The organism is Mesorhizobium sp. M0074 (genome assembly GCF_040322975.1).
In the GTDB taxonomy this organism is placed as follows: domain Bacteria; phylum Pseudomonadota; class Alphaproteobacteria; order Rhizobiales; family Rhizobiaceae; genus Mesorhizobium.
In genome coordinates this window covers 67,937-84,843 of the sequence record NZ_JAMYUM010000007.1, presented here as the reverse complement: position 1 = coordinate 84,843, position 16,907 = coordinate 67,937, and the positions used below count along the sequence as shown (strand labels likewise).

Sequence of the window (16,907 nt, the reverse complement as noted above, 5' to 3'; positions counted from 1 at the left end):
CAGGATGGGCGGTGAGGCCAAAGCTGCCAATCTCCCCCCTTGAGGGGGAGATGTCCGGCAGGACAGAGGGGGGCGCGACGGAATACAAGGCCAACAGGCCCAGGCTCAACAGGCGCCGTTCACCCGCCTTGCGTGGTGTTGGTGCCGAAATCGACCTTCGGCGGCTGCATCTTATCCTCCTCGATGGTGAAATTCGCAAACGGCTGGTTGCCGCGGAACCACAAGGTCGCCCAGATCACCGACGGGAAGGTCCTCAGCGTCAGATTGTACTCTCTCACTGCCTGGATATAGTCGCGGCGGGCGACCGTGATCCGGTTCTCGGTGCCTTCGAGTTGTGCTTGCAGCGCCAGAAAGTTCTGGTTGGCCTTGAGATCGGGATAGTTCTCCACCACCGCCAGCAGGCGCGACAGCGCGCTGGTCAGGCCGGCCTGGCTGTCCTGGAATTTCTTGAAGGCTTCCGGATTGTTCAGCGTTTCCGGCGTCACGGTCACCTGCGTCGCCTTGGCGCGTGCTTCGACCACGGCATCGAGCGTGTCCTTCTCGTGCGCGGCGTAGCCCTTGACCGTGTTGACCAGATTGGGGATGAGATCGGCGCGGCGCTGGTATTGATTCAACACCTCGCTCCATGCGGCCTTGGCGTTTTCCTCAGCCGTCGGAATGGTGTTGTAGCCGCAGCCGGCAAGCAGCGGCAGCATGACGGCCATGACCAGGAACGTAGCTAGATTACGAAAGATTGGCGGCGAAGAAAGGCGCTGGGCAAGCATGATAAGTCCCCTCGATAGCATTGGCAGGCGAAGCATTAGCACAATCCTTGCGTAAGAAAATGACTTCGGCCGAGAAGTGTTACTGGTTTCTGCCATTCGCCGTCGGGCCCTGTGACAGACGAGGCGAACGGGTTAAGCTCAGCATAAAACGGGACATCACCATGGCGAAACGCCACGACAGCGACGCGGAATCGCGCCGCATCATCGAACGGGTGGCGCGCGAGACCGACCCGGGGGGCACCTCGTTCCTTGCACGAACCACTAAAGGCGCGCGCGACCACGTCACCGCGGCCGATGCCGACCGGTCGGACCCGATCGAATATTGGGGCACCCGCATCGGTCGGGCAGCGGGCTTGCTTATTGCCATCGGCCTGTTGATCTGGCTCGTGCTTTTCGTCACCAGGGGCAGTTAGGAAAATCAATGAGTGCCGAAAAAACCGACGCGCCGCGCGCGGTCATCGTCGTCTCCAGCCATGTCGCCCGTGGCTCGGTCGGCAACCGTGCCGCTGTCTTTGCGCTGGAGACGCTCGGCTTTCCGGTTTGGGCGGTGCCGACTGTCATCCTGCCCTGGCATCCGGGCCATGGCCGGGCCACCCGCATCGTGCCGCCGCTGGACCAGTTCAAGGCGCTGATGGCCGACCTCGAGCGCGCGCCGTGGCTGGGCGAGGTCGGCGCCGTGCTGTCCGGCTATCTCGGCGAGGCTGGCCAGGCCGAAGCCGTCGCTTCGCTGGTCGGCGCGGTCAAGGCGAAGACGCCGGACGCCCTCTATATCTGCGATCCGGTGATGGGCGATTCGGGCGGGCTCTACGTACCTGAGCCGACCGCAATCGCCATGCGCGACCGGCTGATGCCGATCGCCGATATCGCCACGCCCAACCGCTACGAGCTGGAATGGATGGCCGGAGCGCCGCTGCCCGACTTGAAATCGGCAATGGCTGCAGCCCTGCAGGCCGGCCCACCGGCCATGCTGGTCACATCGGCGCCGGCGATGATGGCCGGCGGCACCGGCAATTTACTGCTCGCCGGCAGAGAGGCACTGCTTGCCGAACACCGGCTCATCGACAAGCCGCCGAATGGGCTCGGCGACCTAACGGCGGCCGTCTACCTGGCGCGGATCCTGTCCGGCCAGCCGGCCGCCAAGGCGCTGCAATCGACCACGGCGGCGGTCTACGAGATCCTGGCGCGGACCGCCAAGCGCGGCGGCGACGAGTTGCAGCTCGAGACCGATGCCCAGAGCCTGTCGCACCCGATGGCGATGGTGCAGCTTCGCCATCTCCTGCATCCGGAACGGGACCGCCGGGCGTGAAGCAGGCCGAAGACGCCGTGCCCCAGGATGATGCGCCCAAGGATGTTGCGCCAGACGATGTTATGCCCTGGGATGTTGTGCTTGTCGGCGTCGACGGTTGCAAGGCCGGCTGGATAGCCGTCCGCCGCGATCCCGGTGCGGCACCGTCGACAGCCGTTTTCCCAAGCTTCGCGGCGTTGCTCGACCGACTGCCCGCCGACTCGTTGGTAGCGGTCGATATGCCAATCGGCCTGCCCGATTTCTCCCAAAGAGGCGGTCGCGGCCCGGAGGCGCTGGTGCGGCCGCTGCTTGGGGCCCGGCAGTCCAGTGTCTTTGCCATCCCCTCCCGCGCCGCGCTCTACGCGGAGATCGAAGCCTTCACCACGGTCGACGCCTGGTACGCCGCACACCGCAAGACAAGTGAGGTAGCCAAGACGACCTCAGATCCGCCGCGCGGTGTCTCGATCCAGGCCTTCGGCATCTTCGCCAAGATCCGTGAGATCGATTCGCTGCTGATCGCGCGCCCCGAACTACGCAGCCGCGTGTTCGAATCGCATCCGGAAGTTGCCTTCTGCAAACTGAACGGCGACCGGGCGATGCGCCTGCCAAAGAAGATCAGGGGCAACATCAATCCGGCCGGCATGGCCGAACGCAAGGCGCTGCTTGCCCGGCATGGTTATAGCCAGGATTTTCTCGACCAGACGCCGCCGCGCGGCGCGGCCGCCGACGATTTCCTCGATGCTGCGGCGATGATGGTGGTTGCCGGACGCATCGTCAGAGGCGAGGCAATGCCGTTTCCGGATCCGCCGCTCGCCGATCGTTTCGGCATTCCGGTCGCCATTTGGGCCTGAGGACCGGGGGCGTCAGGAGCGTGATCTGAGCGCCTCGTTGAGTGCCCACATATCCTTCTCCTCGGGCGCGGTCTCCAATCCGAGCACGGGAACTTGCTTACGCAAATGGTCGTGGTGGGTGCGCACGCCATATTCGAGATCGGAGAGGTAAAAACCTCCGAAGGCTTCGGACAGCATGGATTCGTTGGACCATATCGAAAGCTGTACATCCTCGGCCAGCGTGTCGCGGTCGATGCGGTAGGATAGGTAGCGGGCTGCCGCCTGTTCCCTGGTCTCGTCGCGATAGCGGTAGATGGCGCCGCGCAGCAGCGTCTCACCCGTCGACAGCGGAAATTCCTGATAGAACTGCACCGATTCCGGCATGATCGACAGCACGTTGTTCGGGAAGATGCCGTAGTAGATCCAGGCCTTGCGCAGGTGTTCCGGCAGGTGCTTCGCCTCGGGTGCGAGCTTGATGTACTGCGCGACGCTCCAGCGCCGTCCGGCATGCGGATTGTAGGTGGCGAACGAGCGCGACACGCCGTTGACGAACGGCTCGTCGAAATAGGTCGCACCGTAAAGGTCCTGCAGCGCCGGATGCGCCATGGCGACGTGGTAGCCTTCATTGTCGACATCGCGCACCGACTTCCAGTTGACCGGCGTCTTTTGGGTCCAGATGCCCCAGGACGGCACCATCTCGGCGACGCCGTAATGGGCAATCTCGGCTTCGATCGGCTTCAACAGCTCGGCCACGGATGGCTGCGGCCCACCCTTGCGGAAACGGATGAAGATGAAGCCCATCCAGATTTCGAGCTCGAGCGGCATCAGGCCGAATTCGGTCTTGTCGAGGTCGGGGAAGGAACGGGGGCGGGCAGCACCGCGCAGCGTGCCGTCGAGATTGTAGACCCAGCCATGAAAGGGGCAGACCAGCGCATTCTTGCAAGTGCCCCGGCTGTCGGCAACGACGCGACTGCCGCGGTGGCGGCACATATTGTTGAAGGCGCGCACAACGCCATCCTTGCCGCGCACGATCAGCGCCCGCTCGCCGACCACATCCATCGTCAGATAGTCGCCGGCGTTCGGCACGTCGCAGACATGGCCGGCGATCTGCCAATGGTTGCGGAAGACGTGCTCTTTCTCGAGTTCGAGCAAGGCGTCGGAATGATAGCTCCAGCCCGGCAGCCCCCGCCGATCCCAATCGTTGGGGATTGCCACGTCACGCAGATGCGGGTTCATAAAAGGCTCTTTATTTATTGAATGATCGTTCAATAAAAGCATATTTTCCGTTGAAATGCAATGGCTTGGGAAAATGGGACGAATTCTCGACGGGAAATCGAGCGGGATTCGAGAGCCCAGTCCGAACGATCGAAGCCGGGAAAATCCCGGGAATTCCAGACGTTAATCCCTTAACACTTGTTAAGCGCCCGACGCTCCGTGGGCCTGGAAGGCGACGTGGATCTGGTGCCGTGGGTAGCGGAAAACGAGCACAGAATGCCACCGGTGCTGCCAGCTACGCCGGATCGGTTTGCCCGGGAATGGCCGCGGGCTTGGGTTTCATGCCGGTTACACAATCGTTAATCCATCATCGTTGGCCGGTTACAAGGTGCGATTAAGTTCGTTTCAACAGGGAAAAGAAGAAGACCGAAGGAAACGACGATGCGTACGAAAATCCAGATCACCGATACCGACCTTCGCCAGCAAGGTCCCCAGCGTAACGACCGACGCCCGAAGCTGGCGCTGCGCCAGCGCGCCAGTGATCATCCGATGGCGATGTTCATGCTGCTGGCGGCTGCCGCATTTGCCGGCATGGCGTTGACGCCGACCGTCGGTCCGGCCTTCGCCTCACTGAACCCGCCGGCCAACCTCATCGATGGCGCGACAACCACCACCAAGACGGCGCGCCTGCCGATGCCGGAGATCGATTTTGCCTGCAAGGGGCAGGCCTGGGGCGCCGAGAGCCTGGATTGCCTGCGCGTCATCGCTGCCCAGTCGGGCAAGGCACGACCGGTCCGCATGATCGCCAACGCCGCCCCGCTGGCCGATACGCCGAACGTTTTTTGATTTTTTTGCGAGCGCCCTCCAGCACTCCAGTCAGGCTCCCGCCGCAATGTCGGCCGGGAGCCTTTTTCTTCCGGGAGAGATCGCGGAGTTAGCCGCCCAGAGCGGCCTGCTCGGCAATGACCGAGAGCACGCCGCGCACGTCCAGGGTGCTGAACGGTTTTTCGAGGATCGGCGGCCGCTGCTGCGCCGGCAGCGCTTCGATCTCGCCTTTCGCGCCGATCAGATCGCCGGTGACAAGCACGAAGCGCCGCGCCAGACCCGGCATTTCGGCGAGTAGCTCGCGATAGGCGGCTATGCCGCTGGTGCCGGGCATGCGCAAATCGGAAAACACGATGTCCGGCGGCACATGGCCGCTCAGCGTCGCGGCGGCCGAGACCCAGGCCGGCACGACCCGCGACTTGATGCCCATCAGCTCCAGAATATCGGACAGCGACGCGGCGACATCCGGCTCATCGTCTATGATCAGCGCGTGACGCAAGCCGCTCGACCGCGACGGAGCTTCGCCGGCGGCGGCCGCGCCGGCCGCGATCGCCGGCAGCTGCACGACAAAACGCACACCTCTCGGCGAAACCTCCTCGAACCAGATATTGCCATTGTGCCGCTCGATGATCGATTTCGAGATCGACAGGCCGATGCCGGTACCGACACCGACCGGCTTGGTGGTGAAATAGGATTCGAATATGCGTGAGCGTATCGCTTCCGGCACGCCTGGCCCGTTGTCCTCGACCGAGAATCCGGGATTGCCGCGGTCACTGCGAAACGTCCGGACCTTGATCCGGCGGTCGCCGGCAACGCCGGCCAAGGAGTGCTGGCTGTTGATGAGGAAGTTGGCGGCCACCTGCGTCACGTGGTCGGCATCGGCCATGGCCAGCAGCGGGCCGCTGGCGAAATCGGTGTCGATGATGATGCCGCTCGACCGTGCACCATAGGCGGTCACTTCGAGTGCGGCGCGGATCACCTGGTTGAGGTCGGTTTCGGCTTGTGCGGCCGGGTGCAGGCGGACCATCGACAGGAAGCTCTTGACGATACGGCCGCAGCGCTCGGCAGCGGCGCGCACCTTTTCGGCGCGCACCTTGGTCTGGGGATCGGCGGCGAATTCGTGCAGCAGCGTCGACTGGGCGACAACCACGGCCAGCGGATTGTTGAGCTCGTGCGAAACGCCGGCAAGCAGCGAGCCCATTGCCGCCATCTTCTCGTTCTGGTGCAGTTTTTCGCGCTGGCGGTTGATTTCCTCCTCGGCCCGCAACTTGTCGCGCAGGTCGCGGATGGAGCCGAAGATCAGCTGGCGATCGGCGACCCGCATCTCGGTTGCCGTCAGCTCGATCGGAAAAACCTCGCCGGCGGCATTCTGGGTGACCGTTTCAAGCCGTTGGCCGACCATCGGCGCGCCGCGGCCCGACATGTATTCGGCACCCGACGCATAGCCCTTGCGGTAATATTCCGGCACGACCGTATCGAGCAGGTCCTTGCCGAGGATATCGCTGCGCCGATAGCCGAACATCTTCTCGGCGGCCGGATTGAATTCGATGATCGAGCCGGTCTCGTCGATGACGATGATGGCGTCGAGAGAGGCCTGCAGCATGGTGCGGCGAATGACGTCGCTGGCATGCGCGTCGGAGGGCGACCGTTCGATGGCATCGCCGATGGCGAGTGCCACCATGTGCAGCGCCGCCTCTTCCTGGTCGGTCCATTCGCGTTCGTGGATGCAGTCGTTGACCGCCAGCGTGCCCCACAAATTGCCGTGCGAAAACACCGACACCGACAGGAACGACTTGATGTTCTGCTTTTCGAAATCCGTCCGCAGAAAGCCTTCGAGATCGCGTGTGTGCCCGGCGAAGATCTTGCCTTGACGCTCGTCCTCCGCCAGCCGTTCCAGCAATGGGTCCGAATCGACGACCGACTGCATGATGACGGTCGGTGACGCCAGTTCGCCGCCAAACCGGGGAGCGATCCAATAAGCGGCGACCGACTGGGCGAAGCCCTGGCCGGGCAGTTCGCGCAGGCGAAACAGGATGCCGCGGTGACAATCCATGGCTTCGCAAAGCGTCTGGAGAATACCCTCCATTTCGCGTTGCCAGTCGCCGGCTTCGCGCAACCGGCGAACCACATGCACGGCCGCCATCGCCGCGCCCTGCCTGGCGCCCTGCATGTCCGCGCGTGTTGTTTCAGCCGTCATGGTCAGCCGTCATTTCCTGGCCGTGGCTTGCTCAAGCCGCCGGGCCTTAGTTGTTTTCCCCGACTGGCAGCGAGAAGATATAGCCTTCGCCGCGCACCGTGCGCAGGAATTTCGGATTGGCCGGATCCGCCTCGATCTTCTTTCTCAGCCGCATGATGCGGATGTCGACGGCGCGGGACGACTCCGGGTCCTCGACGAAACCGATCGCCTCGGAGATCGCCGCCCGCGTCAACAGCCGGTTGGCGCGCGTCAGGAACACCTCCAGCACGTCGAACTCGCTCTTGGCCATGTCGATGACCGCGCCGTTGGCGCCGGTGACGAGCCTGCCGTCGAGATCGGCGTGAAAGGGTCCGAAGCTCACGGACCGGCGGCCGCCGGATGTTTCAGCCTTGGCCTTTTGTGGCTCGGTCGGCTCCGGAACGCGGCGCAGCACGCTGCGCACCCTGGCCAGCACTTCGCGCAATTCGTAAGGCTTGACGATGTAGTCGTCAGCGCCGAGCTCCAGTCCGACGATGCGGTCCAGCGCGGTACCGGCCGCCGTCGCATAGATGATGCCGATCGGCATTTTCGACCGCATCCAGCGGCCGAGCGACAGGCCGTCCTCGCCCGGCATGGCGATGTCGAGAATGGCCAGATGGAAGGACTGGGTTTCCAAAAGGTCGCGCGCCGCCGCCGCACTTTCGGCCGTGGCCACATCATAGCCGCTGGCGCCGAGATACTCGGCGACCGCATCCCTCAGGTCGGGCTCGTCCTCGACAATGACAATTCGTGCCCGCACGATGCTTTCGCTCCCGCTTTCAGCGGAAAGTAGATTGGGTATAAACATGATGTCCAGCACTCTTCTTGGGTTGCCGTATGCGGGGTAGAAAAACATGGCTGCACGATCCGTTATCGCGCTTGTTTCCGTCGCTGAAGTAGTTGCGACCGATCTCGCCGATCATCTCGAGCGGCGCGGTCATGACGTCCGCGCGGCGCGACAGCCGTGGGAGGCCGAATCGCTGCTTTCGGAAAAGGGTATCGATGTCGTGGTTGTCGGCGACAGCGTCAGCCAGGCGGAGGGGCGCGACCTGCTCAGGCGACACGGCGGCGAAGGTGGACCGGATTTCATCCTGATCTGCCGCCCGGCCGATCTGGTCGACAAGGTTCTGGCGCTCGAACTCGGCGCCGCCGACGTCGTCGAAAGCCCGCTCAATGTCAGGGAGCTTGCCGCTCGCGTCGGCGGCCTTCTGGCTCGGCGCGGCAGGAGCGCCGGGGAACTGATCGTGCTGGAGAACGCGACCGTCGATCTCCGATCGGCCATCGTCATGCACCGCTCGGGAACGGAAGAACAGCTGTCCCCCGGGCAGGTGGCGCTGCTCAGGCTGTTCCTGGCCAGCCCGCGCAAGGTGCTGACGCGGGACGACATCATCGCCGCCGCGCCCGCCGAAAATGCCGAAGCCTTCGATCGGTCGATCGATTCGCGCATCGTGCGGCTGCGCCGCAAGCTCGATACCGAAACCATCACCACCATACGGGGTGCGGGCTACCGGTTCGATCCGCCCACGCAATTCGCCGATTGAAGGCAGGACGGCCACCCTTTTGTCTTGAGCATCGGATTTTCCCAAAACCGGTTTCCACTTTGGGGTCCGATGCTCTTCAGCGCACCACGAGAAGCGACGGGCCGGACGGCATGTCACTGTTCGTGCTGACCTCGCCGGCATGGGCACGTTCCTTCAGCAGCACGGTGGCGAGGCCGGCAATGCCGAGCAGCCCCTGCACGTAGAGCAGGGCGGAAAGCACGGAAGCGGCGAATTTCGTTTTCATCCTGTTCGTTCCTCAAAATTGGAATTTACGGGCACTTCAGGGGAACCCCCGAAGCGCCCGCGCCGCCAGCGGAGCCCCCCGTTGCGGCGCGGGCCTTCGGTCCTCTCGGCTGCAAGTTGCCGGAGGCGCCGCGCATCCTCAACGGCCCTAAGCCGCCCCCGCCAGAGGGGGCTTGAGCCGGTCGACGCGCAGGCTGGAAACTGTCCAGACCAATCCAGACCGTAGCGAAAACAGTGTTGGCTTCCGATCGTTCGTTGACCGCTGTTTTCGTTAGGTCAACTTTGCCTGTTCGCTGTATCCGGATCATGCCGCCGAGGCTGCGCTTTGTTGCAGCTCGGTTTCGGAGTCAGGTGAATTCCTATCAAACGAAAGGCAATCGCGTATTCGCGCCGCGGTTTGGCCGATCCGCCTAGGCAAACACGCCACCGTCATGACGACGTCGTGCAACTGCAAGCTGCTTTGCACGGACCTTTTCTGTTAACCAGGGGAAACAGAATCGAAACACAAACGAGCACGTAGCGAAATCGACTTGAAACATGACGCCCCGATAAGCCGGTCATCGAATTGAGCCGGCCCCGACCGGCAGAATAGGGGAGACATCATGTACACTGCCATTTCCGCCAAGCTCATCAACATCGCCGCCGCCCTCATCACCGGTACTGCCTTGCTTGTCAGTGCCGGCAACGGCGCAGCCCACGCCGCCGCCAACAAGATCGTCGCGCGTGTGTCGCTATCGCAGCAGACCATGGAAATCCTGGTCGACGGCCGGCCGACATTCGCCTGGAAGGTCTCGACCGGCGACAGGACGCACGTCACGCCGACCGGTTCGTTCAAGCCGACCCGCATGCATGAAATTTGGTATTCGAAGAAATACGACAACGCCCCGATGCCGCATTCGGTGTTCTTCAGCGGCGGCTACGCCGTACATGCGACAAGCGCCATCAAGCGCCTCGGCCAGCCAGCCTCGCATGGCTGCGTGCGTCTGCATCCGGACAACGCCGCCGATTTCTACCAGCTCGTCGAGGTCTTCGGCCCGGCCAACACCAGCATCGTCATCGTCAAGTGAGCGATGCTTCTCGTCGCTCCCAGGGGCCGGAAATTAGCGCAGTCTAATCCGGCATTACCGGCATCAGCTTCGGATCCGGCTTTTCGGCGTGATGCGGCAGGTCCTTGCTGGCGATAAAGGTGTAGAACATCGGCACCACGAACAGCGTGAACATGGTTCCGACCAGGATGCCGGTGAAGATCACCAAGCCCATCGAATAGCGTGCCGCCGCACCGGCGCCGCTGGAGATGATCAGCGGCACCACGCCGAGCGCCATCGCCGCCGTCGTCATCAGGATCGGCCGTAGCCGCACCTTGGCGGAGGCGATGATCGCATCACGCCGCCGCATGCCGTGCATTTCACGCTGCTGGTTGGCGAACTCGACCAGAAGGATGCCGTGCTTGGTGATCAGGCCGATCAGCGTGATCAAGCCGACCTGGGTGTAGATGTTGAGCGTGCCGAGCCCAATATTAAGCGGCACGATCGCGCCGAAGATCGACAGCGGCACCGCCATCATGATGATCAGCGGATCGCGGAAACTTTCGAATTGCGCCGCCAGCACCAGATAGATGACGAGCACCGCCGCCGCGAAGGCGATGATGATCGTGTAGCCCTGTTCCTTCTCCTGCCGCGATTGACCGGTATAGTCGATGAAGAAGGTGTCGGGCAGGCTTTGCTTGGCAATGTCCTCGATCGCCTGTAGCCCATCCCCGGTGGTGATGCCGGGCCGCGGCAAGGCAGAGATCGTCGCCGAGTTGAGCTGGTTGAACTGCTCGATGGCGGCCGGCGACGCGTTGGTCGAGATCTTCACCACCGCCGAGAGCGGCACCATCTCGCCCGATACGCTGCGCACGAAATACTCGCCCAGTTTTTCGGGATTGTCGCGGAATTGCTGCGGCACCTGCGGAATGATGTCGTAGCTATTGGATTCGCGGTCGAATTGCGCCACTTCGGCGCCACCGACCAGGAGCGTCAGCGTCCGGCCGATGTCGGCTATCGGCAGGTTGAGCGCGGCGGCGCGATCGCGGTCAATCGTCACTGTCACTTGCGGCGCGTCGAAGGTCATCGAATTCTGCACGACGATGAAGCGGCCGGAGGCCTGCGCCTTGTTCTTGATGTCTTCGGCCGCCTCGTACACCTGCGAGGCGTCGCCGGTCGAGCGCACGACCATCGTTATCGGCAGGCCGCCGCCGGAGCCGGGCAGCGTCGGCGGCGCGAAGACGAAAGCTTCGACGCCCGCCACCTTGCTCAGGCGGGCCGTAATGTCTTGCTGGATTTCCTTCGAGTTGCGCGTGCGGTCAGCCCAGTCCTTGAACGCAAAGCCGACGAAAGCGCTGTTCGTCTGGCCACCACCGAAGGCGACCGCGGAGAACTGTGCCCGCGTCTCAGGCAGATCCTTGACCAGGCCGAGTATCTGATTGACGTAGGTTTCGGTATAGTCCGACGTCGCGTACCGCGGCGCGGTCACCAGCGAAAGCAGGAAACCCTGGTCCTCTTCCGGCGCCAGTTCGCTCGCGGTCTTGGTGAACATGAAACCGGTCGTGGCGACCAGCGCGAGGACGATCATCAGCGTCACCGGGCGATAGTTCAACGAACCGGTGACGAGCCGCTCATAGATGTGTTCGACGCGCCCGAACGTATTGTCGACAATGCGCTGGAAGCGGCTGTGCGAGCCGGACCTCAGGATACGTGCCGACATCATCGGTGTGATGGTGAGGGCGACGACACCCGAAAGCACCACCGAGCCGGCAAGCGTCACCGCGAATTCGCGAAATAGTGCGCCTGTCAGGCCGCCGGTGAAGGCCAGCGGCGCGAACACGGCGGCCAATGTTATCGTCATGGCGACGACGGCGGACGAGATCTCGCGCATGCCGTTGAACGCCGCCTGCATCGGCGACAAGCCGTCTTCCTCCATATGGCGGTGGATGTTTTCCACCACCACGATGGCATCGTCGACGACAAGTCCGATCGCCAGCACCATGGCCAGCAACGACAAAAGATTGATCGAATAGCCCACTGAAAACAGCAGGAAACAGACGCCGATCAGCGACAGCGGAATGGTCACGATCGGCATCAGCACCGAGCGGAACGAGCCGAGGAAGAGCAGGATGACGACGATGACGATGGCGACCGCCTCGCCGATGGTCTTGAATACCTCCTCGATCGAAGCGCTGATCTGCTCGGTTGAGTCGTAGACGATCTCCATCGTCATGCCGAGCGGCAGCGTCTCCTGAATGGTCGGCACAATCTTGTGGATTGCCGCCGCGGTGGTCAGCGGATTGGCGGCCGGCGTCGGAAAGATAGCGAGAAAGATGCCGGGCTTGCCGTTGAAGCTGACCCTGGTGTCGGTGTTCGCCGCGGCGAGTTCGACGCGGGCCACGTCGCGCAGTCTCACCACATTGCCGTCTTTCGAGCGGAGCGGAAGGGCAGCGAAAGCCTCCGGGGTCTGCAGCGTCGAGCGAACGGTGATCGAGGAAACCACATATTCGTTTTCGGTGTCGCCGGGCGCGGAAAGGAAATTCGATTCGTTGATGGCGGCCAGCACTTCCGCCGCCGTCACGCCGCGCGCCGCCAGTTTGATCGGGTCGATCCAGACCCGCATCGAATATTCGGCTGCGCCGAAGATCTGCACGTCGGCGACGCCTTCGACCGTCGAGATACGCGGCCGCACGACGCGCTCGATATATTCGGTGAGCTGTTCCGGCGTCATGTTCGGGTTCTGCATCGAGATGTACATCATCGCGAACTGCTGGCCGGTGCCCTTGACGATCACCGGGTCCTTGGTTTCGTCCGGCAGATCGCCGCGAACGCTCTGCACCTTCGACAAGACTTCGTTCAGCGCGACGTCGGGGTCGGAGCCGAGTTTCATCTGCACTGTCACGGTGCTGGATGACGGCCGGCTCGCCGACGTGACATAGTCGATGTTTTCGGTCGACGCGACGGCACGCGCGATCGGCGCGGAAATGAACCCCTGGATCAGGTCGGCGCTGGCGCCGGGATAGGCAGTGGTGATGGTGATGGCCGTTTCTTCAACCTCTGGATACTGCCGGATCGAAAGGTTGAAGATGCCCTGAAAACCCAGAAGCAGGATCATGCAGGCAAGCACGGTCGAAAGGACCGGGCGGCGGATGAAGAGGTCGGAAAAGCTCATTGCTGGGCTGCCTGCTGGTTCCCTGGCTTGCTCGGATCGATCGTGTTGTCGACGGCAACGGACATTCCGTTGGAGAGCCGGTTCTGGCCGGCGGTAACGACTTCGTCGCCTGGCGCGATGCCCTCCAGAATCTCGACCAGGCCGGCGTTGCGGCGGCCTGGCTTGACGAACACCTGGGCTAGCACGAGCTGCGGCTTCTGTTCTTCCGCTGCCGGCTTGGCTTCCTCTGCCGGTTTGGCTGGGGTAGCAGCCGACTTTTCGTCGGGTTTTGCCGCGGGTGCCTCGGCTGCGGGCTTGGCAGCATCTGCAGCCGGCTTTTCTTCCGGCTTTGCCTCGGGCGCCGCGCCGTTGGCTTCGGCGGATTTGGCCGGGCGCACCACGAAGACGAAGTCGCCGTACAGGCTGGAAGTCAGCGCCGTCTGCGGCAGCGCCAGCACGTCGTTCTCCTCGGGCAGTTCGACGCGCACCTGAACGAACTGGCCGGGCGTCAGCTTGCCTTCGGGATTGCCGACCTCCGCCCTTACCGTCACCAGCCGGCTGGTCGGGTCGATCTTCGGATCGATGCCGCGGATGCTGCCGGTGAACGGCATGTCGCCGCCGCCGACGCCCAACCGCACCGTCTGTCCGATCTTCAGCTGCGGAAGCTGCTGCTCCGGCACGGTGAAATCGACACGCATCGTATCCATGTCCTGCAAGGTCACCACAGCGGTGCCGGGTGTGAGATACTGGCCAAGGTCGATTTTCGGAATACCGACGGTACCCTTGAAGGGGGCCGTCAACTGCTTTTGGTCGAGCACCGCTTGCAGCTTGTTTACCTGCGCGGCGGAGACCGATGCTGCTGCCTGCGCCGTGTCGAGCGTAGCATCGGTGCCGACCCCGCGCTTCTGCAGCTCAAGAGCGCGCATCAGCGTCGTCTGGTCGGATGTGGCTTGCGCTTTCGATGCCACGAGGTCGGCTCGCTCGACTTCATCGTCGAGCTGCAGCAGCACGGCGTTGGCGGCGACCTTTTGATTGGCATGGAACAGGATGTCCTTGACGATGCCAGCAGTTTCGACGGTGAGGTCGACGCCGCGTACGGCACTGACAGTGCCGATCGCCTCGATGCCGGGCGTCCATGACATCGGTTTGACGATGACCGTCGACACGGTCGCGGCCGGCGGCTTCATGGTGGCGAAGAACTGTTTGATCGCATTGTCGCGAAACAGGTTGAAGCCAACGATGCCGCCGCACACCAGCACGAGCAGAATGAAGGCGATGATGAAGCGCTTGATCACGAACAGTCCCTCGGCCACGGGCCAGCATAACGGTCGGATGACCGGAACACATACCTGTGCCTGGTCCCAATTTCAAATGACGGCGATCTTACTGTACCGTCTGGACGGTCTTGTCAATTCCGCCTAAGCTAATGAATGGGGAACGCTTGATGAAGGCCCGCAGAGCAAATTCGCGCGAGAAGATTCTCGCCGCCGCCGCCGCCGTGGCGCGCGAGACGGGTCCTGGCAGCCTGTCGCTGGATGCGGTCGCCAGCCGTGCTGGCGTGTCGAAGGGTGGTCTTCTCTACAATTTCCCGACCAAGGCGAAATTGATGCAGGCGCTGGTGGAGGATTATCTGCGCGCCTTCGAGCAGGCGCTGCAGTCCGCCCGCACGGCCGGCATCAACGGCGAAAGCCCGCTTGCAACTTATATCAAGCTGTCGGCCGAGCATGCCGAGGAATCGAAACCGTCGGCGTCCTGGATTTTTTCGGCGATTGCCGAGGATCCCGATTTCCTGACGCCGATAAAATCGTTCAGGCGGCAGCTGTTCGAGCGGCTGAAGCAGGAAACGCCGAACCTCAAGGCGCTGCTGGTCTGCTATCTCGCCATCGAAGGGCTTCGCAGCATGAACCTGTTCGATTCGGACATTCTCTCCGCCGAAGAGCGCCGGCTGCTGATATCGACCCTGCTGGAGATCGCGGAATAGTCTAGGAATGCGCCGGCCGGGTTCAATTGCCTCGGTCGCGTCGATCGCCCGTTGCGTCAACCCAAAGTGCCCGCCGTCACACAGGCTTCATCCTGCCGACATAGCGTCCTCCCATTCTTTGCTGCAACGCAGGAGGAGTGGGGTATGGTCGATATTGTTTCAAGCGAAGCAGGAATTCCAAGGCCGGAGCATCCGCTTGACCGGCCAAACGGCACCGGCAAATGGTTTCTGCCGGCCTTTGCCGTCATCATTCTGGGCGGCCTTGCCTATGTCGGCTACGCGCTCAGCCAGGACCTGACCAGCACCATCGCGGTGCCGTGGATCCTACTTGGGCTGGCGCTGCTGATCGCGCTCGGCTTCGAATTCGTCAACGGTTTTCACGACACTGCCAATGCGGTGGCAACGGTGATCTACACGCATTCCATGCCGGCTGAGCTTGCGGTGATGTGGTCCGGCTTCTTCAACTTTCTGGGCGTGCTTACCGCCAGCGGGGCGGTCGCCTTCGGCATCATATCGCTGCTGCCGGTCGAATTGATCCTTCAGGTCGGATCGAGCGCGGGGCTAGCCATGGTCTTCGCGCTGCTGGTCGCAGCGATCATGTGGAATCTCGGAACCTGGTATCCCGGCCTGCCGGCCTCGAGCTCGCACACGCTGATCGGCTCGATCATCGGCGTCGGTCTCGCCAACCAGTTCATGGCCCCGGCCGGCTCCGTCACCAGCGGCGTCGACTGGTCGCAGGCGTCCAATGTCGGCCTGTCGCTCCTGATCTCGCCGCTGGTCGGTTTCGGCCTGGCTGCACTGCTGCTTCTGGTGATGAAGCTGCTGGTCAGGAACCGCGAGCTCTACGAGGCGCCCAAATCGAGCGCGCCGCCGCCGCTGTGGATTCGGGCGCTGCTTATTTTCACCTGCACCGGCGTCAGCTTTGCCCACGGCTCCAATGACGGGCAAAAGGGCATGGGCCTCATCATGCTCATCCTGATCGGCGTCGTGCCGACCGCCTTCGCGCTCAACCGCACACCGGACGTGAACTATCTCGAAGCTTACAAATCGGCGGCGACGCAGGTCGAAACGGTACTCGGCAAATACGTCAAGCCCGGCGTCGCCGTGACCGATGCGGCAACCGTGGTCGGCAACGCCGTTCGCACCAAGACCTGGAAGGACGAGACCACGCCTGCCCTGCAGAGCTTCATCCACGACACCAGCGCCATGTTGTCGCCCTATCCGTCCGTGGAAAAGCTTCCGACAACGCTGGTCAGCAACGCCCGCAACAACATCTATCTTATCGGTGAAGCGCTGAAGCTGATCGACAAGAAGAAGCTGCTGCCAATGGAGGCAGACGACCTGAAGGCGGTGACGACCTATCACAAGGCGGTCGACAACGCGACGAAGTTCATCCCGCTCTGGGTCAAGGTCGCCATCGCGCTGGCACTCGGCCTCGGCACCATGGTCGGCTGGAAGCGCATCGTCGTCACCGTCGGCGAGAAGATCGGCAAAAGCCATTTGACCTACGGTCAGGGTGCGTCCGCCGAGCTTGTCGCGATGGCGACGATCGCATCGGCCGACTATCTCGGCCTGCCGGTCTCAACCACCCATGTGCTGTCCTCGGGCGTTGCCGGCACCATGGCGGCGAACGGCTCGGGCCTGCAATGGTCGACGGTGCGCAACATGCTGATGGCCTGGATACTGACCCTTCCGGTCTCCATCTGTCTTGCCTTCGTGTTGTTCGTCATCTTCCGCCAGGTGTTCTGAGCGGGGGCAGGGTTTGACCAGAATGTCGCGGCACCGGCCCCGGCGCCGCCCGGATCACCTGAACGTGCATCGTTTCGGCGGCG

The 16,907-nt window shown here is 62.9% G+C and carries 15 protein-coding genes; 8 read left to right on the top strand and 7 right to left on the bottom strand.

The genetic code is table 11. The features are described from left to right. Positions 1 to 119: 119 nt before the first annotated feature. Complete coding sequence (locus tag NKJ73_RS11780; protein ID WP_352569494.1) at positions 120 to 764, bottom strand: LemA family protein; 645 nt, start codon at positions 762 to 764, stop codon at positions 120 to 122. A gap of 161 nt (positions 765 to 925) precedes the next feature. Between NKJ73_RS11780 and NKJ73_RS11775 the strand changes: the two genes are divergently transcribed. The 3 genes from NKJ73_RS11775 to NKJ73_RS11765 all read left to right on the top strand — a co-directional run bounded on the left by NKJ73_RS11775 (position 926) and on the right by NKJ73_RS11765 (position 2,900). Continuing rightward, positions 926 to 1,177 (top strand): hypothetical protein, encoded by a 252-nt coding sequence (locus NKJ73_RS11775; RefSeq protein ID WP_023678142.1) that lies wholly within the window; start codon positions 926 to 928, stop codon positions 1,175 to 1,177. A gap of 8 nt (positions 1,178 to 1,185) precedes the next feature. Beyond that, positions 1,186 to 2,070: a pyridoxal kinase PdxY gene (gene pdxY / locus NKJ73_RS11770; RefSeq protein WP_352470715.1), complete on the top strand. Its 885-nt coding sequence runs from the start codon at positions 1,186 to 1,188 to the stop codon at positions 2,068 to 2,070. Positions 2,071 to 2,132: 62 nt separating this feature from the next. Further along, positions 2,133 to 2,900 (top strand): DUF429 domain-containing protein, encoded by a 768-nt coding sequence (locus tag NKJ73_RS11765; RefSeq protein WP_352569620.1) that lies wholly within the window; start codon positions 2,133 to 2,135, stop codon positions 2,898 to 2,900. Positions 2,901 to 2,912: 12 nt separating this feature from the next. On the opposite strand, the gene NKJ73_RS11760 is transcribed toward NKJ73_RS11765, so the two are convergent. Beyond that, positions 2,913 to 4,115 (bottom strand): aromatic ring-hydroxylating oxygenase subunit alpha, encoded by a 1,203-nt coding sequence (locus NKJ73_RS11760; RefSeq protein ID WP_352569493.1) that lies wholly within the window; start codon positions 4,113 to 4,115, stop codon positions 2,913 to 2,915. A 420-nt stretch (positions 4,116 to 4,535) separates the two neighbouring features. Here NKJ73_RS11760 and NKJ73_RS11755 point away from each other — a divergent pair, with 420 nt between their 5' ends. Further along, positions 4,536 to 4,940, top strand: coding sequence for a hypothetical protein (locus NKJ73_RS11755; RefSeq protein ID WP_023678146.1), 405 nt, complete (start codon positions 4,536 to 4,538; stop codon positions 4,938 to 4,940). A gap of 88 nt (positions 4,941 to 5,028) precedes the next feature. Here NKJ73_RS11755 and NKJ73_RS11750 read toward each other — a convergent pair whose 3' ends face one another. After that, positions 5,029 to 7,116 (bottom strand): PAS domain S-box protein, encoded by a 2,088-nt coding sequence (locus tag NKJ73_RS11750; RefSeq protein ID WP_352569492.1) that lies wholly within the window; start codon positions 7,114 to 7,116, stop codon positions 5,029 to 5,031. 46 nt (positions 7,117 to 7,162) lie between these two features. After that, a complete protein-coding gene (locus tag NKJ73_RS11745; protein ID WP_198023578.1) occupies positions 7,163 to 7,942 on the bottom strand; it encodes a response regulator in 780 nt (259 codons plus the stop codon). A gap of 46 nt (positions 7,943 to 7,988) precedes the next feature. Here NKJ73_RS11745 and NKJ73_RS11740 point away from each other — a divergent pair, with 46 nt between their 5' ends. Beyond that, positions 7,989 to 8,675: a winged helix-turn-helix domain-containing protein gene (locus NKJ73_RS11740; protein ID WP_352569491.1), complete on the top strand. Its 687-nt coding sequence runs from the start codon at positions 7,989 to 7,991 to the stop codon at positions 8,673 to 8,675. Between the two features lie 76 nt (positions 8,676 to 8,751). On the opposite strand, the gene NKJ73_RS11735 is transcribed toward NKJ73_RS11740, so the two are convergent. Then, the gene (locus NKJ73_RS11735; RefSeq protein WP_023721318.1) at positions 8,752 to 8,919 is read right to left on the bottom strand and encodes a hypothetical protein; all 168 of its coding nucleotides are present in this window, start codon (positions 8,917 to 8,919) and stop codon (positions 8,752 to 8,754) included. Between the two features lie 601 nt (positions 8,920 to 9,520). On the opposite strand from NKJ73_RS11735, the gene NKJ73_RS11730 reads away from it, so the two are divergent. Beyond that, positions 9,521 to 9,985, top strand: a complete 465-nt coding sequence (locus NKJ73_RS11730; protein ID WP_352569490.1) for a L,D-transpeptidase — start codon at positions 9,521 to 9,523, stop codon at positions 9,983 to 9,985. Between the two features lie 43 nt (positions 9,986 to 10,028). Here the strand turns inward: NKJ73_RS11730 and NKJ73_RS11725 are convergent, their stop codons facing one another. Together NKJ73_RS11725 and NKJ73_RS11720 are read right to left on the bottom strand one after the other, a co-directional pair. Continuing rightward, positions 10,029 to 13,115 (bottom strand): efflux RND transporter permease subunit, encoded by a 3,087-nt coding sequence (locus NKJ73_RS11725; protein WP_352569488.1) that lies wholly within the window; start codon positions 13,113 to 13,115, stop codon positions 10,029 to 10,031. Further along, entirely contained in the window at positions 13,112 to 14,389 is a 1,278-nt protein-coding gene (locus NKJ73_RS11720; protein WP_502905370.1) for an efflux RND transporter periplasmic adaptor subunit, read from the bottom strand. Before NKJ73_RS11720 ends, NKJ73_RS11725 begins: the two co-directional genes overlap by 4 nt. Positions 14,390 to 14,538: 149 nt before the next feature. Here NKJ73_RS11720 and NKJ73_RS11715 point away from each other — a divergent pair, with 149 nt between their 5' ends. After that, positions 14,539 to 15,075, top strand: a complete 537-nt coding sequence (locus NKJ73_RS11715; protein WP_352569487.1) for a TetR/AcrR family transcriptional regulator — start codon at positions 14,539 to 14,541, stop codon at positions 15,073 to 15,075. A gap of 144 nt (positions 15,076 to 15,219) precedes the next feature. After that, positions 15,220 to 16,824, top strand: a complete 1,605-nt coding sequence (locus tag NKJ73_RS11710) for an inorganic phosphate transporter (protein WP_352569486.1) — start codon at positions 15,220 to 15,222, stop codon at positions 16,822 to 16,824. The last annotated feature ends 83 nt before the right edge of the window (positions 16,825 to 16,907 follow it).